The sequence below is a fragment of the Xanthomonas arboricola pv. juglandis genome, assembly GCF_905367715.1.
GTDB classification, from domain to species: domain Bacteria; phylum Pseudomonadota; class Gammaproteobacteria; order Xanthomonadales; family Xanthomonadaceae; genus Xanthomonas; species Xanthomonas arboricola.
In genome coordinates this window covers 2674619-2699768 of the sequence record NZ_HG999362.1, presented here as the reverse complement: position 1 = coordinate 2699768, position 25150 = coordinate 2674619, and the positions used below count along the sequence as shown (strand labels likewise).

Here is a 25150-nt window from a genome sequence, read left to right as displayed (position 1 = left end):
GGTTTGGTTGCAGGGCCCTTGCCCGCCCACCATCGCAGGACACGCCGCAAGTACGTCCGTGTAGGCTCTTACGCGGCATCCATGCCGCGTAAGGTCCCGCGACGGTAGGCGGACAAGGACCAGTGGAGATGGTCGGTGTGCGTGGTTTTCAAAACCACAGCCGACTCACTCTGGTGCGGCGTCATGGTTGATTGCGTCGCGTCGACACGTGGTTGCCAATCAGCGACCGATCACCAGCTCCACCGGCGCGGCAGTGGGCAGTTCCACCATCACCGGCACGCTTTCGAAATCGTCGGCCTGGCGCATTGCGTTGCCGCTGCGCGATAGCCGTGCCAGCACCTGCACGGTGTCCAGCGACGACAGCCGGCGCGTCGGCATCGGGCTGTCGCCGTCGTCCAGGGTGATGGTCAACGGCAGCTCGCTTAGTGCGTGTTTTTCCACCGCCACCGGCATCGGAGTGTCGGCGGCGCGCGCAATCACGAAGACGCTGGTGTCGCCCGGCAATCCGGTGCGTTTGGCGAACTCAGCATCCAGCGTCACGCGTACCTGAATGCGTTTGCCGCTGGCTGCATCGGCGGCAGGCGTAGCCGGCGTCTGGATCGGCGCCATCCTGGCTTCCTGGCGCGCGGCGTTGATCTGTTCCAGCAGGCCGGGGCGGGTAGAGGCATCCACCACGCGCAGCAACGGCTCCCAGGTCTCGCTGGCCTTGGCCGGTTCACCGGCCTGGCGCTGCACCACGCCCAGGAACCAGCGTGCGCGTTGATGGTCCGGTTGCACCGCCAGGGCATGTTCCAGCAGGCGCATGGCCTGCGGATCCGGGCGCCCGCTGTCGTCGGCGAGCATGCGCGACTGTGCGGCAGCTACCAGCACATCCGGCTCGTCCGGACGCAGCGCGACCGCGCGCGCAAATGCATCGCGCGCTTCGGCGAATTTCTGTTGGCTGGACAGCGAGCGTCCCAGCAATACCCAGCCTTCGGCCTGATCGGGATTGCGCGCCAGTGCAGCGCGCAGTTGCACGATGGCTTCATCCAGCGAGCGTGGCGTGGCCGGCCGCTCGGCCGGCGCTTGAATCGCGCTCGGCGTGCCGACCAGCCAGTACAGCGCCGTGCTCGCCGCCAGCAGCAACACCGCGATGCTGGCGGTCAGCCCGCGCGCCTCGCGCCACAGCGGCCGCAGCGCCACGCCGAAGACGAGCAGGGCCAGGACCACCACCGCAATGACGAAGCCGACCATCACCACTCCTGCTCATCGGCGGGCAGGGCGGGCGCAGCCACGCTGCGTCGGCGCACCAGCAACACAATGGCGCCAGCGCCCAGCAGCAACACCAGCAGCGGGCCGAACCACAGCAGCCAGGTGCGCGATTCCACGCGCGGGCGGTACAGCACGAACTCGCCATAACGCGCGACCAGGAACTGGCGGATCTGCGCATCGCTGCGGCCTTTGTGCATCAGCGCCAGTACTTCGCGGCGCAGATCCTGGGCGATCTGCGCATTGGAGTCGGCCAGCGACTGGTTCTGGCACTGCACGCAGCGCAGCTCGGCGGTGAGCGTATGGAAGCGTGCCTCTTCCTCGGCCGAGGCATAGCGCAGCGGCGCCGGGTCGCCGACCGGCTGGGCCAGCGCCAGCCAGGGCAACAGCAGCAGCGTCAGCAGCCAGGCGCGCATCATTGCTTGGCGTGCAGGTCCGGTGCGGCACTGGGCGAGCGCTCGATCTTGCTCAGCACCGGAATCAGCTGCGTGTCAATGATGGATTGGGTGAGCATGCCGCTGTACTTCCAGCGCACCACGCCGCGCCCGTCGACCAGAAAGGTCTCCGGTGCCGCAGCGATGCCGAAGTCGATCGCGGTCCGGCCGTCTTTGTCGGCGACCACCAGCAGATAGGGGTTGCCCAGCTGTTCGAGCCAGCGCAGCGCATCGTTGCGCTCGTCCTTCCAGTTGTAGCCGATCACGCGCACGCGCTTGGTCAGCGCAAAGCGGCTCAGCACCGGGTGCTCCTCGCGGCAGGCCGGGCACCAGCTGCCCCACACGTTGATGATGTACGGCGCGCCGCGCAGTTCGCGCGCATGCACCACGATGCTGGGGTCGTGCAGCAGCGGCAGCGCGAACTCCGGCGCCGGCTTGCCGATCAGCGCAGAGGGCAGGGCATCGCGATCGTCCTGACCGGAGCGCACCACCGCATAGACCAGCAGCGCTGCCAGCGCGAGCAGCAGCACGATGGCACCCACCAGAACCGCAGTGGGCAGGCGGGGTGAACGTGACTCAACCATCTTGGATCTCCGGAGAACGACGAAAACGCCGGTCGGCCGCGGTGACCAGGCCGCCAAGCGCCATCAGCAGCGCCCCCAGCCAGATCCAGCGGACGAACGGTTTGAGGTGGACGCGGACCGCCCAGGCCTGGTTGCCCAGGGGTTCGCCAAGCGCGACATACAGGTCGCCGAACGGGCCGGGACGGATCGCCGCCTCGGTCAAGGTCTGCCCGCCGCTGGCGTAGCGGCGTTTTTCCGCATGCAGCAGGCCGACCGGCGCATCGTCCTTGAACACCTGCAGATTGGCACGGTCGGAGACGTAATTGGGCCCGCGCAGCTCTTCGACATTATCGAAGTGCAGCGCGTAGCGGCCGATCTGCATCTGCTGCCCGGGCGCAAGTGCGGCCTCGCGCTGCAGGCTCAGTGATTCCACCAGCAACGCACCGGCCAGGAACACCGCCACGCCCAGGTGCGCCAGCAGCATGCCCAGCATTTCGGCGGTGAGCTTGCGGCCCTTGGCCGCGCGCCGCGTCCACAGGAAACGCAGCGTGCCCAGCAGCACCCAGGCCGCGCCGGCCACGCCGAGTGCCGCCTTCCACTGGCCCTGCGGCGCGGCGAACCAGGCCAGCACGCCTGCGGCAACCGCCAGGCCTGCCCACGGCGCGAGCATCGCCAGCGGGCGCGAGGCCTGCTCGCGCTGCCAGCGGGTCAGCGGGCCGAACGGCAACAGCGCCACCAACGGCGCCATCAGCACCAGGAACAAGGTGCCGAAGTAGGGCGGCCCCACCGACAGCTTGCCCAGGCCCAAGGCGTCGGCCAGCAGCGGATACAGCGTGCCCAGCAACACCATCGCGCAGGCGCAGGCGAGCAGCAGGTTGTTCAACAGCAGCAAGGTTTCGCGCGAGCTGCCGGCGAACGCGCGGCGCGGGTCATCGACCAGCGACAGGCGCGGCGCACGCAGCGCGTACAGCAGCAGCGAACCACCGACCACCGCCAGCAGGAACACCAGGATGAACAGGCCGCGCGACGGGTCGGCCGCAAACGCATGCACGCTGGTCAGCACGCCCGAGCGCACCAGGAAGGTGCCCAGCAACGACAGCGAAAAGGCGGCGATCGCCAGCAGCAACGTCCAGCTGGCGAAGCTGCCGCGCTTTTCGGTGACCGCCTGCGAATGCAGCAAGGCGGTGCCCACCAGCCACGGCATGAAACTGGCGTTTTCCACCGGGTCCCAGAACCACCAGCCGCCCCAGCCCAGCTCGTAATACGCCCACCAGCTGCCGAGTGCGATGCCGACGGTGAGCATGGCCCAGGCCACGTTGGTCCATGGCCGCGTCCAGCGCAGCCAGCGCGCATCCATGCGGCCTTCCAGCAACGCAGCGATGGCGAAGGCGAACGGCACCGCAAAGCCGACATAGCCGCAATACAGCATCGGCGGATGGATGATCAGCCCCGGGTCCTGCAACAGCGGATTCAGATCGGCGCCTTCCAGCGGCACCGGCAACAAGCGCGCGAACGGATTGGAGGTGAACAGCAAAAACGCCAGGAAGCCGATGCTGACCAGCGCCATCACCCCGAGCACGCGCGCCACCACCTGCGCGGGCAACTGCCGCGACCACAGCGCCACCGCCCCGGTCCACAGCGCCAGCACCAGCGTCCATAGCAGCAATGAGCCCTCGTGCGCACCCCACACCGCCGAATAGCGATACATCACCGGCAGCAAACTGTTGGAATTCTCGGCGACATAGCGCACCGAAAAATCCTGCACCAGAAAGGCATGCGTCAGCAGCGCGAAGGCCGCTGCGATCAGGCCCAGCTGCAGCAACGCGGCCGGCCGCGCGACCGCCATCCAGCTGCTGCGCCCACGCTGCGCACCGGCCAGCGGTAGCGCGGCCTGCACCAGGGCCACCAGCAAGGCCAGAATCAGCAGGAAGGTGCCGAGCTCAGGCAGCATCGGGTTGGCGCGTTGGCGGGCATGCAGTGGTGCGACGCTTGCCGGCGCAATGCAGGGGCGTCATCCGGGCAGCGTCTGCATGCGCCTGCCCAGGCATCGCGACATCGTCGGCCACGCAAGCGAGCTGCAAGCGATCACAGCGCAGCGAGGCGAACGTTTTGACCCCTGCCATCAACGCAGCGCTCCGGCCTGGTCTGCGGCCGCCGGCACGTCGTGCTTGCGGTGCGCGCTGCCCATCTTGTCGGCGACTTCCTTCGGCATGTAGGTCTCGTCGTGCTTGGCCAGCACATCTTCGGCGACGAAGACGCCGTTCTGCATGCGTCCGGTTGCCACCACGGCCTGGCCTTCGCGAAACAGGTCCGGCAGGATGCGGTCGTAACGCACCGGCAACTGTGCATCGCCATCGGTGACGCGGAATTGCGCTTCCAGCGAACCGGACGCACGTTGGAACGAGCCTTTCTCCACCATGCCGCCGAGCCGGAAGCGCGCATGCTCGCCGGCGTCGCCGCGCAGCACTTCCGACGGTGTGTACAGATAGGCCACGTTGCGCTGCAGTGCCATCGCCACCAGCGCGGTCGCCAGGCCGCCGGCCAGCACCAGTGCGATCACCAGCCAGATGCGGCGGCGCCGTTGCGGGTTCACCGGATCAGCTCCGCATCGCTGGGCACCGCGCGCTTGCGCTCGCGCAGACGCCGCGCCTGTGCGATCTTCAACGCGCGGCGCAGCTGCCAGCGGCCGGCGATCAGGTCCCACAGCAGCACCAGCACGAATACCGCATAGGCGGCGATGACGTAGGGCAGGTAGCTCATGCCGCGCCCTCCGGCGCATCGCGCACGATCCAGGCCTTGCCGGCCTCGCGGCGCAGGTTGTCGGCGCGCGCACGCGTCAGCAGCGAGCCGGCGAACCAGAACTTGGTGCCGATCACCATCAGCCACAGCGGCAGCAGCATGCTCGCATCGATGCTGGAGGGGCCGAGCAGGCGGATGCTCTGGCCCTGATGTAGCGAGTTCCACCACACCACCGAATAGCGGATCACCGGCAGCAACGCCACGCCGACGATCGCCAGCAAGGCGGCCGCGCGCGCGGCCTGACGGCGATCGTCGATGGCCTGGTACAGACCGATCACGCCCAGATACAGGAACAGCAGGATCAGCTCGGTGGTCAGGCGCGGGTCCCAATCCCACCAGGCGCCCCACATCGGCTTGCCCCAGATGCTGCCGGTCAGCAGGGTGATCACGGTGAACGCCGCGCCGATCGGCGCGCAGGCCATCGCCAGGATTTCGCAGATCTTGATGCGCCAGATCAGCGCGATCGCCGCGTACACCGCCATCAGCCCGAACACGAACAGGCTCATCCACGCGCTCGGCACATGAATATACAGAATGCGGAAGCTATCGCCTTGCTGGTAGTCGGCCGGCACCGCAAACAAGGCCTGCCAGATGCCCACGCCCAGCAACACCGCGGCCAGCGCGTAGCACCACGGCGCCCAGCGCGCAGTGAAACGGTCGAAGATCGGAGGCGAGGCGAGTTGGTGGAACCAGCGGGCGACGACGTTCATGCGATGGCAGCAGCCTTTGGAATGGCATTGGCTCTCGAAACAGCAACAACGCAATGAGTGGAGCGTCTTGTCGACAGCGCATCGACCGCAGGGCTCAACTCAAGGAAATCCGGATCGCGGCAGCCGCAGCCAGCGGTGCCAGCACCACGCCGATCACCAATCCGGCGCCCAGCAACAACAACGCACCCACCGCATCCTGCCCTTGTCCGCTGGCCGCGACACTGCCGGCACCGAACACCAGCACCGGCACGTACAACGGCAACGCCAGCAACGCCACGAGAATACCAGAGCGTTTCATCGTCACCGTCAGCGCCGCAACCACGGCGCCAAGCAGGCTCAGAAGCGGTGTGCCCAGTGCCAACGATGCCAGCAGCACCGGTAGTTGGTCATGTGGCAGGTGCAGCAATTCGCCCAGCAGCGGCGTCACCGCGATCAACGGCAGCGCGCTGGTCGCCCAGTGCAGCAGCACGCGCACCGCGATCAGCCACGCCAACGGCACCGGCGCCAGCAACCATTGCTCCATCGAGCCGTCTTCCACGTCGCTGCGGAACAACGCATCCAGCGACAGCAGGCCGGCCAGCAGCACCGACAGCCACAGCACCGCCGGTGCGGCCTGCGCCAGCAGGTCCGGGCGACCGCCCAGGCCCAGCGCGAACAACACCACGATCAGCAGGGCGAACAGCGCCGGCTGCAAGGCATCGCTGCGACGGCGCCACAGCAGCTGCAGGTCGCGGCTGAGCAGCGCGCGCGCGGCCTGCCACAGCGAGGGTTGTGGCGAATGCAGGCTCATGCCGCCGCCTCCAGCGTGAGCATGCGCGTGCGCACCGGCGGCGCCGCATAGGCGCCGTGGGTGGTGACCAGCGCCGCGCCACCGCCTCGCAGGTGCGCGGAGATCATCCGGTTGACCAGGGTGATGCCGTCCAGGTCCAGGTTGGCGTAGGGCTCGTCCAGCAGCCACAGCGGGGCCGGCGACAACCACAGCCGCGCCAGCGCCAGACGCTTGCGCTGGCCGGCCGACAGCTGCCGTACCAATGCATCCTCGTAGCCGGCCAGACCGACGATGGCCAGCGCGCTGCCCGGCATCTGCTTGGCGCGGCGGCCATGCAGGCCGCACAGGAAATGCAGGTTCTCCAGCGTGCTGAGATCGGCCTTCAGCCCCGGCAAATGGCCCAGATAGGCCATGAAGCGGCTGCGGTCGCCGCGCCGCGCGGTCTTGCCGTCAATCTGGATCTGCCCACGCTCCACATGCAGCAGCCCGGCCAGCACCCGCAGCAGCGTGGTCTTGCCGGCGCCGTTGCCGCCTTGCACCAGCAGCGCCTCGCCGGCATCGACATGGAAATCCAGCGGGCCGAACACCGGCTCCTCGTTGCGGCTGAAAGCCAGCGCGCGCGCCGCCAGCAGCGGTGGCGCAGTGTGCAGCGGTTCGATCATCGGCGCAGCGGGCTCCCGTCGCAGGACGGCATGGGGTGGAGGCGAGCGGGTGTCATGCCATCGCCATGAGGCAGCCGGCACGACACGCTGTGAGGCAGGGCGCGCATTGTAGCGACGATGGCGCGCTGCCGGGGGCGCGTTCGGCGGGGTGATGTGTCCGGGAACGCTGTTTTGCATCGCCCGGGCGCAACCGCCTGGCGGCTTTGCGTACACTCGCGGTCCCCCGTTTGTTGCCCGGACAGGCCCGATGCCCCTCACGACCAAGCTGCCCAAGGTGGGCACCACCATCTTCACCGTCATGTCGCAGCTGGCGGCCGAACACGGCGCGGTGAATCTGGGCCAGGGTTTTCCCGATTTCTCAGTGCCGCAGCGGCTGGTCGATGAACTGACCAAGGCCATGGCGGCCGGCCACAACCAGTACCCGCCGATGACCGGCGTTGCGGCCCTGCGCCAGGCCATCGCCGGCAAGGCGCAGCGCTGCTACGGCGCGCAGGTCGATGCCGACAGCGAGATCACCGTCACCAGCGGGGCCACCGAGGCGATCTTCAACGCCATCCACGCGGTGGTGCGTGCAGGCGAGGAGGTCATCGTGCTGGACCCGGCCTACGACTGCTACGAGCCGGCGATCGACCTGGCCGGCGCGCGCGCCGTGCACGTGGCGCTGGACCCGCAGACCTTCGCCATCGATTGGCCGGCGCTGCGCGCGGCGATCACGCCGAAGACGCGCCTGCTGATGATCAACTCGCCGCACAATCCGTCCGGCGCGATGCTGTCTGCCGATGACATGCAGCGCTTGACCGAGCTGCTGCGCGGCAGCGACATCTTCCTGCTCTCGGACGAGGTGTACGAACACATCGTGTTCGACGGTCGCCGCCACGAATCGGTGTTGCGCTGGCCGGAACTGCGCGAGCGCGCGTTCGTGATTTCCAGCTTCGGCAAGACCTATCACTGCACCGGCTGGAAGATCGGCTACGCCATCGCGCCGCCGGCACTGAGTGCCGAGTTCCGCAAGGTGCACCAGTACAACACCTTCACCAGCTTCGGCCCGGCCCAGCACGCGTTCGCCGCGATGATCCGCGACGAACCCGAACACGACGAACACCTCGGCGCGTTCTACCAGGCCAAGCGCGACCGTTTCCGCGAACAGTTGCTGACCACGCGCCTGAAGCCGTTGCCGGTGCCCGGCGGCTATTTCCAGTTGGTCGACTATTCGGCGATCAGCGACCTGCCCGACACCGAGTTCGTGAAGTGGCTGACGGTGGAAAAGGGCGTGGCCGCGATTCCGCTGTCGCCGTTCTACGAGACCGCGCCGCAAGGGCAACGACTGGCGCGGCTGTGCTTCGCCAAGAACGATGCGACGCTGGATGCGGCGATCGCGCGGTTGCAGCAGCTCTGAAGAGCTGGGAATCGGGAATCGGGATTCGGGAATCGTAAAAGCGGTTGGTCGCTTTTCGATCTGAATCTGCACTTGGCCCGATGACATAACGCGCTCACCAAACCGCTGTCCGATTCCCCATTCCCCATTCCCCATTCCCGAGCCTCCAATGCCCGACCTGCGCATCTCCCTGATCCAAGGCGACACCCGCTGGCATGACCCGGCCGGCAATCGCGACTATTACGGTGCGTTGCTGGAGCCGTTGGCCGGGCAGACCGATCTGGTGATCCTGCCGGAGACCTTTACCAGCGGGTTCTCCAACGACGCCATCGACAAGGCCGAGGACATGGACGGGCCGACCGTGGCCTGGGTGCGTGCGCAGGCCACGCGGCTGGATGCGGCCGTCACCGGTAGCGTGCAATTGCGCACGCCCGAAGGTGTGTTCAACCGGCTGCTGTGGGCCACGCCGGACGGGGCGCTGCAGTATTACGACAAGCGCCATCTGTTCCGCTTCGGCAACGAGCACCTGCGCTACGCGGCCGGGCGCGATCGCCTGACGGTGGAGTGGAAGGGCTGGCGGATCAATCCGCAGGTCTGCTACGACCTGCGCTTTCCGGTGTTCTGCCGCAATCGCTTCGATGTCGAGCGGCCGGGCCAGCTGGATTTCGATCTGCAACTGTTCGTCGCCAACTGGCCGTCCGCGCGCGCCTATGCATGGAAAACGCTGCTGCGCGCACGCGCGATCGAGAACCTGTGCTTTGTGGCAGCGGTCAACCGCGTCGGCGTCGACGGCAATCAGCTGCACTACGCCGGCGACAGCGCCGTGATCGATTTCCTCGGCCAGCCGCAGGTGGAAATCCGCGAGCAGCCGCAGGTGGTCACCACCACCCTCAGCGCAGCCGCCCTGGCCGAACACCGCGCACGCTTCCCGGCGATGCTGGATGCCGATGAATTTGTGATTCGGGATTAGGGATTGGGGATTGGTGCAAGCAGGCAAGGCACAGCTCTTTGCTTGCCCGCCGTTGCGAATCTCCAATCCCCAATCCCCAATCCCGGCTACTCACCCAACTTGATCTCGTAGATCTTCGGCCACCGCTTGCCGGTGACGAACAGACGATCGTGCTCGGCGTCGTAGGCGATGCCGTTGAGTACATCGTTGCTAGGGTCGCTCAGGGTGTCGGCGTCCGGCACCAGCGCCTTCAAGTCGATCCAGGCGATCACCTTGCCGCTGGCCGGGTCGATACGTGCGATGCGGGTGGTTAACCAGACGTTCGCCAACAACTCGCCGTTGACCCATTCCAGCTCGTTGAGATTGTCCAGCGCCTTGCCGCCGGCAGTGACCTTGATGCCGCCGACCTGCTGCAGCGTCTGCGGATCCAGCCGTCGAATGCGGGCAGTGCCATCGCTCATGTACAGGCTGGCGTCGTCGCGGGTCAGCGCCCAGCCCTCGCCGGAATAACTGAACTGCGTGCGCGGTGTCAGCGTCGCGAGGTCGTAGACGAACCCGCGCTGGTTGCGCCAGGTCAGCTGGATCAGGCGGTCGTGCCAGGCCACGATGCCTTCGCCGAAAAACGGCGCCGGTGTCGTGGCCTGCTGCAGGACGCGGCCGGTCTCCAGCTCGACCTTGCGCACGCTGGACTGCCCCAGTTCGCCGGTGCTCTCGTACAGGTAGCCGTCGAGATAGAACAGGCCTTCGGTAAAGGCGGCGGTGTCGTGCGGATAGGTGCGCACGACGGTATAGCCCTGGGTCGGGATGGTCTCGCTGCAGTGGGCGAGGGTGGGCAGCAGCAGGGCGGCGAAGAGCAGGCTGTAGGCGGTGCGTGGCATGCCGCAATCATCCCATGCCGCCGTCGCAGACTGTGGCCGCGCAGGCCGCCGGCCGGCGAAATAATGATTCGCTGAACGGTCGCCTGCGCGGTGCCGGCATGTTGTCGCGGCTGCCACATCGGCGCTGCTAGGCTCGGCGCCACGTTCACCAACCGGAATGCCCGCATGATCAAGTCCCTTTCCCTCTTCGCGCTGCTGGGCGCCGCAACGCTTGCACCGCAGGCGCAGGCCGCCGGCAACATCGACTGCCAGCTGTCGTTCAACCTGTCGGGCTGGTCGGTGTTCTACAAGACCGCCAGCGGCACCGGCACCATCAAGTGCGACAACGGCGCGGTGATTCCGGTCAAGATCTCCAGCAAGGGCGGCGGCCTGACCGTCGGCAAGTCCAAGATCGTCGGCGGCCGCGGCACCTTCTCCGGCGCCTACAGCCTCAATGATCTGTTCGGCACCTACGCGGCGGCCGAAGCGCATGCCGGCGTGGTCAAGTCCAGCACGGCACAGGTGGTCACCAAGGGCGACATTTCGCTGGCCCTGGCCGGCACGGGCGAGGGCGTCGATCTGGGCGTGGCCGTGGGCAACTTCGTCATCGAACGTCGCAAGTAAGATGCTGCGCGGTGCAGCGCAGCCGTCGCCAATGGTCGAGACCTGCGTGGACGCGCAGCGCCCGAACAGAGTGGGATCTGCGCTGTTGCTGTACGAACTCGGTGTTACTGCTGCTGCCAGCAACTGCAATGCCGGGCGCGAACAGAAACACCAATAAAAAACGGCCCTTTGCAGGGCCGTTTTTTATTGCGCGTGCCGCAGCTTAGCGGCCGCGATTACCGCCACCGCCTGGCGGGCGACGATTGCCGCCACCGGGGGGACGACCACCCGGGCCGCCCGGTCCACGCGGCGCGCCGCCCGGACCACCGGGACCGCGATTGCCGCCCGGACCACGGTTGCCACCGGGGCCACCAGCGCGTGCGCCGGTCGGGCGACCGGCTGCCGGACGTGCTGCGCCATACGGGCTGAAACCCGGGTTGGCGTGATCGGACGGGAAGCTCGGTGCGTTGCCCGGATGACCGTACGGGTGCTTGCGCTGACCCTGGCCTTGGCCCTGCGACTGGCCCTGTCCGCCACCGGCGCCGCCACGCCCCGCGCCGCCTGCGCCGGGACGGGCATTGCCCGCGCCGCCACCTGGACGTGCGCCGCCCGGACCCTTCTTCGCGTACGGGCGTGCCTGGCCGGTGCCGGGGCCACTGGGGCCGGCATTGCGGTGGCCGCTCGGCCCGGTGCTCACGCCATCGGGCACATACCAGCTGCGGAACGCGGCCGGGTTGCCGTCCGGCAGGGCGCGGTCGCCCTTGCCGGGAGCGCGCTGCTTGAACGGGCGCTGCTGCGACTGCTTGGCCGCCGCTTCGCCGCTGACGGTGAGGCCGCCGCGGAAACCGCCCGGCTTGCCACGGCCACGGCCGCCGCGATCTTCGCGCAGGTTGTCGAAGCGACGCAGTTCACGGCCTTCGTCGGCGCCGGAGGTCTGGCCGTTGACGTAGGCATTGCTGCGGCCATCGCGCGAGACGTGCACGGTGGACTTGGCGGCGCGGCGCTGGCCGATCACCGGCTGCAGCGTCAGCGCCGACGGCGCGCCTTCTTCCAGCTTGAGTTCGGCGCGCAGGCTGTCGACCTTGTCCTGTGCCACTTCGATCGACTGCCCACGCAACAGTTCGCGCGGCAGCGAGATCTTGCCGTAGCGGCTGCGCTTGAGGCGGCTGACCTGGCAGCCCTGCGACTCCCACAGGCGACGCACTTCGCGGTTGCGGCCTTCCTTGACCACCACGCGGAACCAGTCGTGCGAGTCGGTGCCGCCGATGCGTTCGATCTCGTCGAACTTGGCGCCGCCGTCTTCCAGCAGCACGCCGCGCGACAGGCGCTCGATGATGGCGTCGGAGACCTTGTCCTCGCCTTCCGGGGCGCGTACGCGCACCACGTATTCGCGCTCGACCTCGTAGGAGGGATGCATCATCGCGTTGGCCAGCTCACCGTCGGTGGTCAGCAGCAGCAGGCCGGTGGTGTTGATGTCCAGGCGGCCGATGGCGATCCAGCGCGAGCCTTTCAATGCCGGCAGCGACTCGAACACGGTCGGGCGGCCTTCGGGGTCTTCGCGGGTGGTCACTTCGCCTTCGGGCTTGTTGTAGATCAGCACGCGCGAGGGCTCAGTCAGCGCGCTGGCCACGAAACTGCGGCCATCCAGCTCGATCTTGTCGCCGCTGCGCACCGACATGCCGGTCTGCGCGACGGCGCCATTGACCTTGATCAGGCCATCGGCAATGCGCTGTTCCAGCGCGCGGCGCGACCCCAGTCCGGCCTGGGCCAGCACCTTGTGCAGGCGCTCTTCCAGCTTGGGCGCTTCGGGCGCGCTGTCGCGCTTGAGGGAAAGCTTGTTCAACGACAGCTTGCGGGGGGTGTCACTCATGTGTCTGGCTCCGGCCGACGCGTTCTGGGTCGGCCTCTGGTTCGGAATCGGCTTCGTCAACAGCCACGGTCGTCGTCGCGACGGCGTTGTCTTCGTCTTCGTTCACTGCATCCGCGCGCGTTCCCGGCGCGGTGTCGGGGTCGCCCTCACGGGCGTCATCTGGGTCCAACGTGTTCGGGTCCTGCGCCGAGGCATGCTCGGGGTGTTGCGGTGTGTCGTTACTTGATTCATCAGCGCTGGCGTGGTCATCGACCGCGTCAGCGTGGTGTTCGATTTCGTCGTCGACTGCAGTGCCTGGGCTGGCAGTCTGGTCGCTGTTGTCTACGTCAACATCGGCATCGCCATTGGCATCAACGGCCAGCTCGGCATCGGCATCGGCGTGCGTTGCGTCGTCGCTGTCGCTGGTTGCATCGGTGGTGCTGTCCGATGCCGGCAACACATCCTCGGCATCGCGGTGTTCCGGCGCAACGTCGCCCGGGTCGGCATCCGCGTCAGCAGCTGCATCCGCCGCCGCGTCAGTCCGGGCGGCAATCGCCGCATCGGCGCCGGCGCCGTCTGCATCCGCCATATCCGGGTCTGGATCTGTCTCCGGACCCGCTTCGGCATGCTCCGCACCCATCGCCGCCGACGCCGGCACCGCGCCATCCAGTTGGCCGTCGCGGTCCAGCGGCAGCTGTGGTTCCAGCTCGGCAATGTCCTTCAACTCAGACAATGGCGGCAGCTCGTCCAATCGCTTGAGCCCGAAGTAATCCAGAAAGCCCTTGGTGGTGCCGAACAGGGCCGGCTTGCCGGGCACGTCGCGGTGGCCCACCACGCGGATCCACTCGCGTTCTTCCAGCGCCTGGATGATGTTGCTGCTGACCGCCACGCCGCGCACCTGCTCGATCTCGCCGCGGGTGATCGGCTGGCGGTAGGCGATCAGCGCCAGGGTTTCCAGCGTGGCGCGGGTGTACTTGGTGCGGCGCTCGGTCCACAGCCGGGCGACCCAGCCATGCACGTCCGCCTTGACCTGGAAGCGGAAGCCCGAGGCCACCTCGACCAGCTCCACGCCGCGCTCGGCGCAGCCGTCGCGCAGCAGTTCCAGCGCGCGCTCGACGCTACCGGGCGGCGCCGGTTCTTCTTCGGGAAACACGCCCTGCAGCTGCGCCAGCGTCAGCGGCTGGCTGCTCGCCAGCAGGGCGGCTTCGATAATGCGGGTGATCAACGCTTGATCCATTCGGTGATCGGCTTCAGAGAGGTTCGTTGGCGGCATCGCTGTCGTCGAATTCGCTGGAGAATTGCAGCGGCGCATTGGTATTGCCCAAGGCCAGCGACTTCACGTAGATCGGCGCCAGCGGCGCCTCCTGCACGATGTCCAGCAATTGCTCCTTGGCCAATTCGAGCAGCGCCAGGAAGGTGACCAGCACGCCGAGCTTGCCTTCTTCGGCAGTGAACAGCGATTCGAAACGGTAGAACCTGCCATCGTCCAGGCGGCTCAGCACATCGCCCATGCGCTGGCGCACGCTCAACGCCTCGCGCTTGATCGCATGGCCGGTAAACAGTTCGGCGCGTTTGAGCACGTCGTACAGCGCCATCAGCATTTCTTTCAGTTCCACCGGCGGCGGCAGCTTGACCGCGGCGCGCTCGGGCAGATGCGCCTGCACCGGCGCGCTGTCGCGGCCCATGCGCGGCAGGGTGTCCAGATCCTCGGCAGCCTGCTTGAAGCGTTCGTATTCCTGCAGCCGGCGCACCAGCTCGGCGCGCGGATCGTTTTCTTCGCCTTCCTCGCTGGGCGGGCGCGGCAACAGCATGCGCGACTTGATCTCGGCCAGGATTGCGGCCATCACCAGATATTCGGCCGCCAGTTCGAAGCGCAGCTCCTGCATCACGTTGATGTAATCCACGTACTGCCGGGTGATCTCGGCGACAGGGATATCCAGGATGTCCAGATTCTGGCGGCGGATCAGATACAGCAGCAAGTCCAGCGGACCTTCGAAGGCATCCAGGATGACTTCCAGCGCGTCCGGCGGAATATACAGATCCTGCGGGATCTGCAGCACCGGTTGCCCATGCACCACCGCCAGCGGCATTTCCTGCTGCTGTGGCGGCGCGCTCGTGGCTGGCGGATTCGCGTCGTGCGCGAGTTCGGAATTCATCAGGTCGACATCGGGTCTTACGGTCGCCGGCCGCGGTCTGAGCCGCGCCTGCAGGGCTTTGCCTTGAGTTATTGCGATCAATGTCGTGCCCGTGCCGGCACGATCCTACAAATCCACATACAACGTGCGCCGCGTGGCATGCGGCGACGGAACAGCGAGGAGGTCGTCTACGCGGGTCGGCGGTGGGCAGCGAATCGGTCGTCGAGGAGGCGTGGGGCCTGGGCCGACGGGCCGCTGCGTCCGATTGCGTGTGCAGTGATTGCAAGGGTAATGCGTGCGCGGGGGCGGTGTCCAGCGCTGAGGCGGCTAGAATCCCGGGGCTGTTCTTCACGTCTTGGGCGAGGTGGCCTATGTGGTACGTAATCGAGGGGTATGACCGGGCCGACGCACTGGCGGCCCGGCAGCAGGCGCGACCGGCGCATCTGGCCCGTTTGCAGGCGCTGGCGGCGGCAGGTCGCCTGCTGGTGGCGGGCCCATGCCCGGCGATCGATGCCGAGGATCCGGGCCCGGCCGGTTTCAGCGGCAGCGTGGTCATCGCCGAATTCGACGCGCTGGACGACGCCCGCGCCTGGGCCGATGCCGATCCGTATGTCGAGGCGGGTGTCTACGTGCGCACCGAGGTCCGCCCGTTCCGCCGGGTGCTGCCATGAGCCGGGTCGAGCGGATCCGTACCGCGCTGCAGGCGGCGCTGGCGCCGACCGAGCTGGAGGTGGTGGACGACAGCCATCGCCACGCCGGGCATGCCGGCGCGCGCGACGGGCGTGGGCATTTCAATGTGCGCGTGGTCAGCGCCGCCTTCGCCGGCAAGCCGCCGCTGGCGCGTCACCGCGCGGTCTATGCCGCGGTCGGGGAGATGATGCAGACCGATATCCACGCGCTGTCGATCGAGGCGATCGCGCCCGGCGAGGCGGGGTAACCAGGCCACCCAACCCGCCGTCGTAGGAGCGCACCCGGGCGCGACAGGCCCTACCGATAGCGCCGTCGCGCCCGGGTGCGCTCCTACGGGGGCGACCGTTCCCTGTGCAGCGGACCAAACCGCCCCAACCGTGATCGCCGTCGACCTGCATCCGTGGACACATGGGCGGTATTTGTTGCGTCGCAACACATTGCTTCACGTATTCATCACCTGCAGATGCTTGATCTGTAAGCGTTTTCACGGGCGTGAAGACAGGGGTTTACGCCCTCGTATGAAAACGCTTACAGTCCGCGCCAGTTTTGGGAACTCGGTCGCGGAGGGCGACACGAATGGCCAAGGGTGCGGTCACCATCAAAGATGTCGCCAGGGAAGCACAGGTCTCCGTTGCAACGGTGTCACGTGCGCTCAATGGGCATGACAACGTCGCCGGACCAGTGCGCCAGCTGGTGCAGGACGTGGCCGCGCGGCTGCGCTACAGCCCGCATGCGGCAGCCCGCAGCCTCAGCAGCCGACGCACCCAGACCCTGGGCGTGGTGCTGCCCGATTTGTATGGCGAATTCTTTTCCGAGCTGATCCGCGGGATCGATGGTGCGGCGCGCGCCGCCGGCCAGCATCTGCTGGTGTCCAGTTACCACGGCGACCCGGAAGCGCAGGGCAGGGCACTGCAGTCCATGCGCGGGCGCGTGGATGGTCTGCTGGTGTTGTCGCCGTATGCCGAGCAGCCCGGGTTCCTCACCGACAACCTGCCGCAGGCGCTGCCCACGGTATTGATCAACGCGCACGTTCCCGGCGATGCCTATCCGGTGCTGAGCATCGACGACCATGCCGGCGCGATGGCGATGACCGAACATTTGTTGTCGGCCGGACATCGACGCATCGCCTTCATCGGCGGGCCGGCGCTCAACTTCGATGCGCGCGAACGCCTGCGCGGCTTCCGCGATGCCATCGCCGCCTACGGCGATACCGCGCAGGGCATCGAATTCCCCGGTGACTTCGACGAGGCCTCCGGCCACCGCGCCGGCAAGGCGATGCTGGCCGGCGGCGCGCTGCCCGACGCGGTGTTCGCCGCCAACGACATGACCGCGCTGGGCTGCCTGTACGCGTTTGCCCAGGCCGATGTCTCGGTGCCCGGCGATGTGGCACTGGCCGGTTTCGACGATATTCCACTGGCCCGTTTCGTCCACCCGGCGCTGACCACGATGCGGGTCAGCATCGCGCGCCTGGGCGAGCAGGCGATGTCCCGGTTGATGCGGCTGGTGGACCAGCCCGGCCGCGATGACGGCATCCGCCAACTGCTCACGCCCGAGCTGGTGATCCGCGCCTCCTGCGGTGCCGGCGAGCCCGGCCCCTGAGGTTTCCTGCCCGCTGACCCTTTTCGCGGACGTTCTGTCCGCTCCCGCTGCCCCCCGCAGCGGTCGTTCCTGCAAGTCGCAACGCCACAACAACAATCTGTACCGATCCCTGGAGGGACCAATGCGCCACCACTACCCCCATTCCGCCAGTCCGGCGCGCAAGCTGCTTAGCTGCGCCCTGGCCAGTTGCCTGTTGCTTGGTGCCGCACCGGCCTTTGCGCAGAGTGCTGCGGCGACCATCCGCGGCCAGGTCACCGTCGACTCGGCACCTGCCAGCCAGGCCCAGGTCACCGCGACCAATCTCGCCACCGGCCTGACCCGCACCGTGCAGGTCAGCAACGGCGGCTACTCACTCGGCGGCCTGCCGCCGGGTTCGTACCGCCTGGACGTCACCGCCAACGGCCAGACCACCTCGCAGAACGTCACCGTGCAGGTCGGCCAGACCGCGACCCTGAACCTGGGCGTCGGCGGCGAACCCGCCACGGCTGACGGTGGTAACGCCACCACGCTGGACGCGGTGCAGGTCAAGGCCCCGCCGGTACTGGTGGAAACCCGTACCTCCGAAAACGCCACCTATATTTCCAACGTGCAGATCCAGAACCTGCCGCGTGCCACGCGCAACTTCCTGGAACTGGCCGACACCGTGCCGAACGTGCAGTTCACCCGCGAGGCCAACGGCACCACCAAGGTGCGCTCGGGTGCCACCTCGGCCGAAGGCACCAACGTCTACATCGACGGCGTGAGCCAGAAGAACTACGTGCTGACCGGTGGCGTCAGCGGCCAGGATTCCAGCCGCGGCAATCCGTTCCCGCAGTCGGCGATCGGCGAGTACAAGGTCATCACCTCCAACTACAAGGCCGAGTTCGACCAGGTCAGCGGCGCGGCCATCGTGGCCTCGTCCAAGTCCGGTACCAACGATTTCCACGGCAGCTTCTTCTGGGATACCAGCAACGACGGCTGGCGCGAAGAAAGCCCGCTGGAAAAGCGCGCCGGCGTGCGTGACGACTTCGAGGAAACCCAGTACGGCGCCACCTTCAGCGGCCCGATCCTGAAGGACAAGGCGCATTTCTTCGTCGCCTATGAAGCCAAGGAATACACCACCCCGAACGTGGTGATCCCAGGTTCGATCTATTCGGACCGCGTCGATCAGCTGCCCACGCAGTTGCAGCCGCTGGTCGCCACCTACAGCACGCCGTTCAAGGAAGACCTGTACTTCGCCAAGATCGACTGGACCATCGGCGACAACAGCCTGTTCGAGCTGAGCGGCAAGTACCGCAAGGAAGACGAACTCAACGATGTCGGCGGCACCTCGACCCTGGAGCACGGCAGCATCAACGGCCAGGAAGAAAAGCGCGCCAACCTGCGTTGGCAGTACAGCGGTGCCAACTTCCTCAACGAAGCCAACCTCAGCTACGAGAGCGCGTTCTGGAACCAGGCGCCGATCAACAACGGCAACGGCTACATCCTCAGCTATACGCCCAACCGCGGTAACGAGACCGACGTGCTTGCCGCAGGTGCCGGCAGCAGCTTCCAGCGCAAGGGCCAGAAGGGCTGGACCTTCCAGGACGATTTGACCCTGAACAGCCTGGAATGGCACGGCGCGCACACCGTCAAGATGGGCGTGAAGTTCAAGAGCATCGACCTGGATTCCACCCAGTTCAACCCGGCCAACCCGCAGTACTACTACAACATCCTCAGCGATGTCGAAACGCCGTACCGGGTGCGCTTCGGTGCGCCGCTGGTCGAAGGTGGCGGTTCGGTGGTGTCCGAGAACAAGCAGTACGGCATCTACCTGCAGGACGACTGGGAGGTCAACGAGCACTGGACCCTGAACCTGGGCGTGCGCTACGACTACGAAGAAACCCCGGCATTCCTGGACTTCGTGACCCCGTCCGACGTCGCCGGTGCGCTGCAGAACTGGCCCAACCTGCAGAACGCCAACTACGACATCAACAGCTTCATCAGCACCGGCAACAACCGCAAGGCGTTCAAGAACGCCTGGCAGCCGCGCCTGGGTGCCTCCTATGACCTGTTCGGCGATCAGGCCCACGTGATCTATGGCGGTGCCGGCCGTGCCTACGACCGCAACATCTTCGATTACCTGGCGCTCGAGCAGCTCAACAACTCGTTCAACTCCTACAGCTACTACTTCACCAGCGCCAATAACCCGGCCTGCCTGGGCGACCCGTGCACTGCATGGAATCCGGCCTACAACACCCAGGAAGGCCTGAATACGCTGACAGCCAGCAGCACCGGCGGCGGCGGTCGCGAGGTCTACCTGATCGACAACAACATCAAGACCCCGTACTCGGATCAATTCAGCATCGGCATGCGCAACATGGTGCCGCTGTGGGGCCAGGACTGGTTCACCGACGTGACCCTGAGCCGCATCGAAAGCCATGACGGCTTCGCGTTCGTGCGCGGCAACCGTCTGCCGGATGGGTCGTTCTTCCAGCCGGGCACCACTTCCGGCTCGCCGACCGACGGCCCGGACGGCTATAGCGCCATCGTGCTGGGGACCAACGGCGTGGAGACCCGCAACAACCAGCTCGCCCTGCAGGTCGAAAAGCCGTTCGACGAGGAGTCCGGTTGGGGCCTGACGGTGGCCTACACCTATTCCGATGCCAAGGAGAATCGCCAGTTCGGCGAGCATTACGCACTGGACCGCGAACGCGTCGAAGACTACGGCTGGCGCGAGGCCGGCGGCATTCCGAAGAATCGCCTGGTGGTCACCGGCATCTACGAGCTGCCGTACGAGATCAAGCTGTCCGGCAAGCTGTCGCTGGCCAGCCAGACCGCGCGTTACGGGCAGAACTGCCTGGCTGGCAACGACCAGTGCTACATCGTGCAGTTCAAGCCGGACGGCACGTTGGGCTACAAGGAGTTCAGCATCGCCGCCAATAAAGAGTGGGATACCGGCGCAGGTGTCAAATTCAACGTGCGTGCGGATATCCTCAACGTGTTCAATTGGGTGAACTACGCCAACTTTAACGGCGAGACCGGGACACTCGGAGACTTGAACACGGCTTACGGCACCCCGACCGGCGTGCTGGCGTCGCCGATGCGTACCTTCCGGCTGGCCTTCGGCCTGAACTGGTGAGGTACTCGACCGCCCCGGCAGCTGCCGGGGCGGTCGAACTCGGCGCTTGGATAGGGTAGGTTGGCGTGCGAGATGTAATCGATTACACAAGTGGGGGGCGGATGAACAGGGGCAGGACTTCGTATTGGTTGACGATTCCACTATTGCTGGGTGCGCTGGTGCTGGCGTCCTGCAAGCAGGCCGAGGAACCCAAAGTGGCCGAAAAGAAGGCGCCGGTGAAAGTCATCCTGGTGGAAGCGCAGCTGCCACCCAAGCCGGTCAAACCCGCGCTGCCGCCGCTGTTCTCGGACATCGAGCGCCGCACCTTCCAGTTTTTCTGGGACACCACCAACGAACTCAATGGGTTGTCGCCGGACCGGTTTCCGTCACGTCCGTTCGCCAGCATCGCCTCGGTGGGGTTCGCGCTGACCGCGTACCCGATCGGCATCGAGAACGGCTGGGTCAGTCGCAATCAGGCGATCGACCGCACCCTGACCACACTCAAATTCTTCCGCGATGCGCCAATGGGGCCGCAGCGGACCGGTAGGGCCGGGTACAAGGGCTTCTACTACCACTTTCTGGACATGCAGCAGGGCAACCGTTACGACAGCTGGGTCGAGCTGTCGAGCGTGGACACCGCGCTGCTGATGATGGGCGTGTTGTTCACCCAGTCGTATTACGACGGCGACGACCCGCGCGAAAAGGAGATCCGGCAGATCGCCGATGCGCTGTACAAGCGCGTGGACTGGCGCTGGCTGCAGCAGCGCGCGCCGCTGATCTCGATGGGCTGGTTCCCCGAGAGCGGCTTCATCGACCACGACTGGATGGGCTACAACGAGGCGATGATGCTGTACATCCTCGCGCTCGGCTCGCCGACGCATGGCGTGGACGTGGATGCCTGGACCAGCTGGACCCGCACCTACAACAACGACTGGGGCGTCTACCAGGGCCAGGAATACCTGTCCTTCGGCCCGCTGTTCGGTCACCAGTACAGTCATGTCTGGATCGATTTCCGCGATATCCAGGACCAGTACATGCGCGAACGCGGCATCGACTATTTCCTCAACAGCCGCCGCGCCACCCTGGCCCAGCGCGACTACGCCATCGACAACCCGATGAAGTGGAAGGACTACGGCGAGAACGTCTGGGGCCTGACCGCCGGCGACGGCCCGCAGAACACCAGCCAGGAATACCGTGGCGAGCAGCGCCAGTTCCGCCACTATTCCTCGCGCGGCGCCGGCCTGCGCGAGAACTTCGACGACGGCACCATCGTGCCGTCTGCGGCGATCTCCTCGATCGTGTTCGCCCCGGAAGTGGTGATCCCGGCCACCGAGGAAATGCACAAGCGCTATGGCGACTTCCTGTATTCCAGCTACGGCTTTCTGGACTCGTTCAATCCCAGCTTCAACTACGACATCCCGCTCAAGACCGGGCGCATGGTGCCGGACCGTGGCTGGGTGGCCAGCGACTACATCGCCATCGACCAGGGCCCGATCCTGGCGATGATCGCCAACTACCAGAACGAATTTGTCTGGACCGTGATGAAGAAGAACCCCTACATCCGGGCCGGTCTGGAACGCGCCGGCTTTACCGGCGGCTGGCTCACCCCCGAAGGCGAGCCGCAGCCGGCGCCGCAGAAGGACGAGCAAAAGGCCGCCGCCCGCGCGCTGGGCATGGCCGAGTCGCGTGCCGCCGCCGCCCAGGCCCAGCAAGACCCCTCGCAACGCCAAAAACCCGAGTAATCCGTGCGCCTTTTGAAACTGTTGATGATCTCCGCCGCACTGTGTGTGGGTGTGGCGGGATGCGAACGCTCCGACCCCGGCAAGACCACCGTGCGCTTCTGGGCCATGGGCAAGGAGGCCGAAGTGGTCGCCGAGCTGGTGACCGAGTTCGAGAAGCAAAACCCCGACATCCATGTGGATGTGCAGAACATCCCGATGACGGCGGCGCACGAAAAACTGCTGACCGCCTTTGCCGCCGATGGCTTGCCGGACGTGTGCCAGCTCGGCAACACCTGGCTGCCGGAGTTCGCCTTGCTGGACACGCTGGAACCGATGCAGCCGTATGTGGCGCGTTCCAGGATCGTCGACCCGCAGGATTATTTCCCCGGCGTGTGGGACACCAACCTGGTCGACGGCACCCTGTATGGCGTGCCGTGGTATGTGGACACCCGGCTGCTGTTCTATCGCAAGGACCTGCTGCGCGAGGCCGGCTATAGCGAGATGCCCAAGACCTGGGCCGAGATGGAACAGGTGATGGCGGCGATCAAGCGCAAGGTCGGCCCGGACCGCTACGCCATCCTGATGCCGCTCAACGAGTTCGAGCAGCAGCTGTCGTTCGCGCTGCAGCAGGACGACCGCCTGCTGCGCGACCACGACAACTACGGCAACTTCCGTGGCGAGGGCTTCCGCAAGGCGCTGGGCTTCTACGACACCATGTATCAGAAAGGCTGGGCGCCGAAGGTCTCCGAGACCCAGGTCTCCAACGTCTGGTACGAGTTCTTCAACGGCTATTACGCGTTCTATCTGTCCGGCCCGTGGAACGTGCGCGAGTTCAAGCTGCGCCAGCCGCCGGGCATGGAAGGCAAGTGGGGCACTGCGCCGCTGCCGGGGCCCAACGGTCTGGGCGCGGGCATTGCCGGCGGTTCCAGCCTGGTGATCTTCAAGTCGTCGCAGCACAAGGACGCCAGCTGGAAGCTGATCGAATACCTGTCGCAGCCGCAGGTGCAGGCGCGCTTCCACGCCATCATCGGCGACCTGCCGCCGCGCCGCAGCACCTGGAAGTTGCCCTCGCTGGCCAACGACGAACTGGCGCATGCCTTCGGCGACCAGCTGGAGCGGGTCAAGGCCACGCCCAAAGTGCTGGAGTGGGAGCGCATCGTGCAGGAAATGCGCCTGGTGACCGAACGCGTGGTGCGTGGCGGCCAATCACATGAGGCCGCCGTGCAGGAACTGGATAAACGCGTGGACGAGATTCTGGCCAAGCGCCGCTGGATCTTCGAACAGGAGGGCGGGCATGTCGGTCCGGCTGGTGAATCGGCAACGCCTGCGGCGACACCTGCCGCAGCGCCAGCACCGGCAGCGGGCGAGGGAGCGGCACGATGATGAAGCGTAATTCCGTCGCCGGCTGGGTGTTCGCCGCGCCGTCGATCCTGGTGCTGGGCATGTTCTTCGGCGTGCCGGTGTTCGCCGCGCTGGTGCTCAGCGTCACCGACTTCGATCTGTACGCACTGGCCGACAGCGGCCATCTGCGCTTCGTCGGCCTGGGCAACTACATCGACCTGCTGCAGACGCCGCTGTTCTGGAAGTCGTTGTGGAACACCACGTATTTCGTGCTGCTGGGCGTGCCGATGTCGATCGGGGTGTCGCTGGGCGCGGCATTGCTGCTCAATGCCAAGGCCTCGCGCTTCAAGGCGTTGTTCCGTACCGCCTTGTTCGCCCCGGTAGTGACCACGCTGGTGGCGGTGGCGGTGATCTGGCGCTATCTGTTCCACATCAAATACGGCCTGGTGAACTTCGGTCTGAGCCATCTGGGCATCGCCCCGATCGACTGGCTGGGCGACCCGCGCTGGGCGATGCCGACCATCATGCTGTTCGCGGTGTGGAAGAACTTCGGCTACAACATGGTGATCTTCCTGGCCGGGCTGCAGGCGATCCCGCAGGACCTGTATGAGGCCGCGCGCATCGATGGCGCCTCGCGCTGGAAGCAGTTCCTGCATATCACCCTGCCGATGCTCGGCCCGGTGCTGATGGTGGTCGGGGTGATCACCATCTCCGGCTATTTCCAGCTGTTCGCCGAGCCCTACGTGATGACCCGCGGCGACCCACTGCAAAGCACCGTGAGCGTGCTGTATTTCATGTTCGAGGAAGGCTTCAAGTGGTGGAACCTCGGCCGCGCGTCGGCGGTGGCGTTCCTGTTGTTCCTGATCATCCTGGCAGTGACCACCGTGATGCTGCGCTTTGGCCGCAAGAGGGATTTGATATGAGTCGTGATGTCGGCCAATCGCGCTGGAATGGCGTGCTGATCAACGGTGGCCTGCTGCTGCTGGCGCTGGTCAGCCTGGCGCCGCTGCTGTGGATGCTGTCGGTGTCGTTCATGCCCACCGGCGAGGCCAGCCGCTTCCCGCCGCCGATGCTGCCCTCGGCGTTCACCACCGCCAACTACCACGAACTGTTCGCGCGCACCGGCATGGCGCGCAACTTCGCCAACAGCCTGATGGTGTCCGGGCTGATCACGCTCGGTTCGCTGCTGATCAACACCATGGCCGGCTATGCGTTCGCCAAGCTGCAGTTCGTTGGCCGCGAGCGCATCTTCAAGATCCTGATGGCCGCGTTGGTGATCCCGGCGCAGGTGGCGATGCTGCCGTTGTTCCTGTTGATGAAGCAGCTGCATCTGGTCAACAACATCGGCGGGGTGGTGGTGCCGGCGCTGGCGACGGTGTTCGGCATCTTCCTGGTGCGCCAGTACGCGCGCAGCATTCCCGATGAACTGATCGAGGCCGCGCGCATCGACGGCGCCAGCGAGATGCGGATCTTCTTCCAGATCGTGCTGCCGATGCTCAAGCCGGTGCTGGTCACCTTGACCATCTTCACCTTCATGGGCTCGTGGAACGATTTCATGTGGCCGCTGATCGTGCTGACCGACCAGGAGCAGTACACCTTGCCGGTGGCGCTGGCCGCACTGTCGCGCGAGCACATCATGGACGTGGAGCTGATGATGGCCGGCGCAGTGGTGACGGTGATTCCGGTGCTGCTATTGTTCGTCGCGCTGCAGCGCTACTACATCCAAGGTCTTCTGCTGGGGAGTGTGAAGGGGTGAAGCCAATGTTC

General features: G+C 66.3%; 24 protein-coding genes. 11 read left to right on the top strand and 13 right to left on the bottom strand.

All coding sequences use genetic code 11. The annotated features are described in order from the left end of the window. Positions 1-219 precede the first annotated feature (219 nt). The 9 genes from KHN93_RS11770 to ccmA form a co-directional block, all read right to left on the bottom strand. Complete coding sequence (locus KHN93_RS11770) at positions 220-1233, bottom strand: tetratricopeptide repeat protein (RefSeq protein WP_167705448.1); 1014 nt, start codon at positions 1231-1233, stop codon at positions 220-222. Next, entirely contained in the window at positions 1233-1667 is a 435-nt protein-coding gene (locus KHN93_RS11765) for a cytochrome c-type biogenesis protein (RefSeq protein WP_167705447.1), read from the bottom strand. Before KHN93_RS11765 ends, KHN93_RS11770 begins: the two co-directional genes overlap by 1 nt. After that, entirely contained in the window at positions 1664-2266 is a 603-nt protein-coding gene (locus KHN93_RS11760) for a DsbE family thiol:disulfide interchange protein (RefSeq protein WP_024939984.1), read from the bottom strand. Before KHN93_RS11760 ends, KHN93_RS11765 begins: the two co-directional genes overlap by 4 nt. Next, the gene (locus KHN93_RS11755; RefSeq protein WP_104559592.1) at positions 2259-4196 is read right to left on the bottom strand and encodes a heme lyase CcmF/NrfE family subunit; all 1938 of its coding nucleotides are present in this window, start codon (positions 4194-4196) and stop codon (positions 2259-2261) included. The genes KHN93_RS11760 and KHN93_RS11755 overlap by 8 nt, the downstream gene beginning before the upstream one ends. A gap of 171 nt (positions 4197-4367) precedes the next feature. Then, positions 4368-4838 carry a cytochrome c maturation protein CcmE gene (ccmE, locus tag KHN93_RS11750; RefSeq protein ID WP_039515161.1) on the bottom strand — a complete coding sequence of 157 codons (471 nt, stop codon included), beginning with the start codon at positions 4836-4838 and terminating at the stop codon, positions 4368-4370. Further along, the gene (locus KHN93_RS11745) at positions 4835-5005 is read right to left on the bottom strand and encodes a heme exporter protein CcmD (RefSeq protein WP_024939981.1); all 171 of its coding nucleotides are present in this window, start codon (positions 5003-5005) and stop codon (positions 4835-4837) included. Before KHN93_RS11745 ends, ccmE begins: the two co-directional genes overlap by 4 nt. Next, a complete protein-coding gene (gene ccmC / locus KHN93_RS11740) occupies positions 5002-5754 on the bottom strand; it encodes a heme ABC transporter permease CcmC (RefSeq protein ID WP_039521825.1) in 753 nt (250 codons plus the stop codon). Before ccmC ends, KHN93_RS11745 begins: the two co-directional genes overlap by 4 nt. A gap of 94 nt (positions 5755-5848) precedes the next feature. Continuing rightward, positions 5849-6544: a heme exporter protein CcmB gene (ccmB, locus tag KHN93_RS11735; protein ID WP_006452115.1), complete on the bottom strand. Its 696-nt coding sequence runs from the start codon at positions 6542-6544 to the stop codon at positions 5849-5851. Continuing rightward, positions 6541-7185 carry a heme ABC exporter ATP-binding protein CcmA gene (gene ccmA, locus KHN93_RS11730; RefSeq protein ID WP_104559593.1) on the bottom strand — a complete coding sequence of 215 codons (645 nt, stop codon included), beginning with the start codon at positions 7183-7185 and terminating at the stop codon, positions 6541-6543. The genes ccmB and ccmA overlap by 4 nt, the downstream gene beginning before the upstream one ends. A 247-nt stretch (positions 7186-7432) precedes the next feature. Between ccmA and KHN93_RS11725 the strand changes: the two genes are divergently transcribed. After that, positions 7433-8581 carry a pyridoxal phosphate-dependent aminotransferase gene (locus KHN93_RS11725; RefSeq protein ID WP_104559594.1) on the top strand — a complete coding sequence of 383 codons (1149 nt, stop codon included), beginning with the start codon at positions 7433-7435 and terminating at the stop codon, positions 8579-8581. Between the two features lie 148 nt (positions 8582-8729). After that, positions 8730-9530, top strand: a complete 801-nt coding sequence (locus KHN93_RS11720) for an amidohydrolase (protein WP_104559595.1) — start codon at positions 8730-8732, stop codon at positions 9528-9530. Between the two features lie 86 nt (positions 9531-9616). Here the strand turns inward: KHN93_RS11720 and KHN93_RS11715 are convergent, their stop codons facing one another. Then, the gene (locus KHN93_RS11715; protein ID WP_104559596.1) at positions 9617-10387 is read right to left on the bottom strand and encodes a glutaminyl-peptide cyclotransferase; all 771 of its coding nucleotides are present in this window, start codon (positions 10385-10387) and stop codon (positions 9617-9619) included. 165 nt (positions 10388-10552) lie between these two features. Between KHN93_RS11715 and KHN93_RS11710 the strand changes: the two genes are divergently transcribed. Further along, positions 10553-10990, top strand: coding sequence for a hypothetical protein (locus KHN93_RS11710; protein WP_016904973.1), 438 nt, complete (start codon positions 10553-10555; stop codon positions 10988-10990). 202 nt (positions 10991-11192) lie between these two features. Here KHN93_RS11710 and KHN93_RS11705 read toward each other — a convergent pair whose 3' ends face one another. From KHN93_RS11705 to KHN93_RS11695, 3 genes are read right to left on the bottom strand one after another with little or no spacing between them, the layout of a single operon-like run. Beyond that, positions 11193-12839 (bottom strand): pseudouridine synthase, encoded by a 1647-nt coding sequence (locus KHN93_RS11705; RefSeq protein WP_039527028.1) that lies wholly within the window; start codon positions 12837-12839, stop codon positions 11193-11195. Continuing rightward, entirely contained in the window at positions 12832-14091 is a 1260-nt protein-coding gene (scpB, locus tag KHN93_RS11700) for an SMC-Scp complex subunit ScpB (protein ID WP_181141819.1), read from the bottom strand. The genes KHN93_RS11705 and scpB overlap by 8 nt, the downstream gene beginning before the upstream one ends. Then, positions 14069-14974, bottom strand: coding sequence for a segregation and condensation protein A (locus tag KHN93_RS11695; RefSeq protein WP_039527033.1), 906 nt, complete (start codon positions 14972-14974; stop codon positions 14069-14071). The genes scpB and KHN93_RS11695 overlap by 23 nt, the downstream gene beginning before the upstream one ends. A gap of 350 nt (positions 14975-15324) precedes the next feature. Here KHN93_RS11695 and KHN93_RS11690 point away from each other — a divergent pair, with 350 nt between their 5' ends. The 8 genes from KHN93_RS11690 to KHN93_RS11655 all read left to right on the top strand — a co-directional run bounded on the left by KHN93_RS11690 (position 15325) and on the right by KHN93_RS11655 (position 25139). Continuing rightward, positions 15325-15624, top strand: coding sequence for a YciI family protein (locus tag KHN93_RS11690; RefSeq protein WP_016904541.1), 300 nt, complete (start codon positions 15325-15327; stop codon positions 15622-15624). Continuing rightward, positions 15621-15890 (top strand): BolA family protein, encoded by a 270-nt coding sequence (locus KHN93_RS11685; protein WP_016904540.1) that lies wholly within the window; start codon positions 15621-15623, stop codon positions 15888-15890. The genes KHN93_RS11690 and KHN93_RS11685 overlap by 4 nt, the downstream gene beginning before the upstream one ends. A 329-nt stretch (positions 15891-16219) precedes the next feature. Continuing rightward, positions 16220-17242, top strand: coding sequence for a LacI family DNA-binding transcriptional regulator (locus KHN93_RS11680; protein ID WP_016904539.1), 1023 nt, complete (start codon positions 16220-16222; stop codon positions 17240-17242). Between the two features lie 121 nt (positions 17243-17363). After that, positions 17364-20342 (top strand): TonB-dependent receptor, encoded by a 2979-nt coding sequence (locus tag KHN93_RS11675; RefSeq protein ID WP_104559598.1) that lies wholly within the window; start codon positions 17364-17366, stop codon positions 20340-20342. 101 nt (positions 20343-20443) lie between these two features. Then, positions 20444-22063: a glucoamylase family protein gene (locus tag KHN93_RS11670; protein ID WP_039527041.1), complete on the top strand. Its 1620-nt coding sequence runs from the start codon at positions 20444-20446 to the stop codon at positions 22061-22063. A gap of 3 nt (positions 22064-22066) precedes the next feature. Further along, positions 22067-23425: a sugar ABC transporter substrate-binding protein gene (locus KHN93_RS11665; RefSeq protein ID WP_104559599.1), complete on the top strand. Its 1359-nt coding sequence runs from the start codon at positions 22067-22069 to the stop codon at positions 23423-23425. Beyond that, positions 23422-24306, top strand: a complete 885-nt coding sequence (locus KHN93_RS11660; protein ID WP_024940601.1) for a carbohydrate ABC transporter permease — start codon at positions 23422-23424, stop codon at positions 24304-24306. The genes KHN93_RS11665 and KHN93_RS11660 overlap by 4 nt, the downstream gene beginning before the upstream one ends. Continuing rightward, positions 24303-25139, top strand: coding sequence for a carbohydrate ABC transporter permease (locus KHN93_RS11655; RefSeq protein ID WP_016904891.1), 837 nt, complete (start codon positions 24303-24305; stop codon positions 25137-25139). Before KHN93_RS11660 ends, KHN93_RS11655 begins: the two co-directional genes overlap by 4 nt. Positions 25140-25150: the final 11 nt, after the last annotated feature.

Bases quoted from the DNA above. Each gene is read 5' to 3' on its own strand.
- KHN93_RS11770 (WP_167705448.1), bottom strand. From the start codon at position 1,233: ATGGTCGGCTTCGTCATTGCGGTGGTGGTCCTGGCCCTGCTCGTCTTC.
- KHN93_RS11765 (WP_167705447.1), bottom strand. From the start codon at position 1,667: ATGATGCGCGCCTGGCTGCTGACGCTGCTGCTGTTGCCCTGGCTGGCG.
- KHN93_RS11760 (WP_024939984.1), bottom strand. From the start codon at position 2,266: ATGGTTGAGTCACGTTCACCCCGCCTGCCCACTGCGGTTCTGGTGGGT.
- KHN93_RS11755 (WP_104559592.1), bottom strand. From the start codon at position 4,196: ATGCTGCCTGAGCTCGGCACCTTCCTGCTGATTCTGGCCTTGCTGGTG.
- KHN93_RS11745 (WP_024939981.1), bottom strand. From the start codon at position 5,005: ATGAGCTACCTGCCCTACGTCATCGCCGCCTATGCGGTATTCGTGCTG.
- ccmC (WP_039521825.1), bottom strand. From the start codon at position 5,754: ATGAACGTCGTCGCCCGCTGGTTCCACCAACTCGCCTCGCCTCCGATC.
- ccmB (WP_006452115.1), bottom strand. From the start codon at position 6,544: ATGAGCCTGCATTCGCCACAACCCTCGCTGTGGCAGGCCGCGCGCGCG.
- ccmA (WP_104559593.1), bottom strand. From the start codon at position 7,185: ATGATCGAACCGCTGCACACTGCGCCACCGCTGCTGGCGGCGCGCGCG.
- KHN93_RS11725 (WP_104559594.1), top strand. From the start codon at position 7,433: ATGCCCCTCACGACCAAGCTGCCCAAGGTGGGCACCACCATCTTCACC.
- KHN93_RS11720 (WP_104559595.1), top strand. From the start codon at position 8,730: ATGCCCGACCTGCGCATCTCCCTGATCCAAGGCGACACCCGCTGGCAT.
- KHN93_RS11715 (WP_104559596.1), bottom strand. From the start codon at position 10,387: ATGCCACGCACCGCCTACAGCCTGCTCTTCGCCGCCCTGCTGCTGCCC.
- KHN93_RS11710 (WP_016904973.1), top strand. From the start codon at position 10,553: ATGATCAAGTCCCTTTCCCTCTTCGCGCTGCTGGGCGCCGCAACGCTT.
- KHN93_RS11705 (WP_039527028.1), bottom strand. From the start codon at position 12,839: ATGAGTGACACCCCCCGCAAGCTGTCGTTGAACAAGCTTTCCCTCAAG.
- scpB (WP_181141819.1), bottom strand. From the start codon at position 14,091: ATGCCGCCAACGAACCTCTCTGAAGCCGATCACCGAATGGATCAAGCG.
- KHN93_RS11695 (WP_039527033.1), bottom strand. From the start codon at position 14,974: ATGAATTCCGAACTCGCGCACGACGCGAATCCGCCAGCCACGAGCGCG.
- KHN93_RS11690 (WP_016904541.1), top strand. From the start codon at position 15,325: ATGTGGTACGTAATCGAGGGGTATGACCGGGCCGACGCACTGGCGGCC.
- KHN93_RS11685 (WP_016904540.1), top strand. From the start codon at position 15,621: ATGAGCCGGGTCGAGCGGATCCGTACCGCGCTGCAGGCGGCGCTGGCG.
- KHN93_RS11680 (WP_016904539.1), top strand. From the start codon at position 16,220: ATGGCCAAGGGTGCGGTCACCATCAAAGATGTCGCCAGGGAAGCACAG.
- KHN93_RS11675 (WP_104559598.1), top strand. From the start codon at position 17,364: ATGCGCCACCACTACCCCCATTCCGCCAGTCCGGCGCGCAAGCTGCTT.
- KHN93_RS11670 (WP_039527041.1), top strand. From the start codon at position 20,444: ATGAACAGGGGCAGGACTTCGTATTGGTTGACGATTCCACTATTGCTG.
- KHN93_RS11660 (WP_024940601.1), top strand. From the start codon at position 23,422: ATGATGAAGCGTAATTCCGTCGCCGGCTGGGTGTTCGCCGCGCCGTCG.
- KHN93_RS11655 (WP_016904891.1), top strand. From the start codon at position 24,303: ATGAGTCGTGATGTCGGCCAATCGCGCTGGAATGGCGTGCTGATCAAC.